This window comes from Stenotrophomonas sp. 05L413 (assembly GCF_056397945.1).
The window spans coordinates 1-371 of the sequence record NZ_JBFTOL010000029.1 but is presented as its reverse complement, the minus strand read 5'-3'; the positions used below and the strand labels follow the sequence as shown (position 1 = coordinate 371).

The 371-nt window shown below is 50.7% G+C and carries 1 protein-coding gene; it reads right to left on the bottom strand.

Going from position 1 to position 371, the window contains the following annotated elements; all coding sequences use genetic code 11:
* A partial coding sequence (locus AC1DIQ_RS19015) for a hypothetical protein (RefSeq protein ID WP_478050607.1) occupies positions 1 to 371 on the bottom strand: 371 nt, incomplete at both ends.

Here is a 371-nt window from a genome sequence, read left to right as displayed (position 1 = left end):
TCTGCGAAGAGGATGACGGTTTTCGGGTTGCACCGCTTCAGATCATGAGAGAGCGTCTCATAAACATGCTTCTCCCAGCCCTCTATGTGAACGATCTTGCCAATGACGAAAATCTGATTTCTGAAGCCTCGGGAAAGTCTGTCCAAATAGTTCAGCGCACTCGAGAATGACACAAGGGTTGCGTTGTGGCAGTCATTCAAGAGGTGAACGCTCTTGTCGCTTAACGTATAATTCTTGACCTCCATCTTGCGCTTTTGCAGCGTGATCTCTGAAACCTTTTCTACCAGCTTCCTTGGGTCCGCGCCGAGATCGGCTGCGCATTGCAACGCAAGGGCGAGATTGCTCAGCTGACCAGAGCCGATGATGTTGGT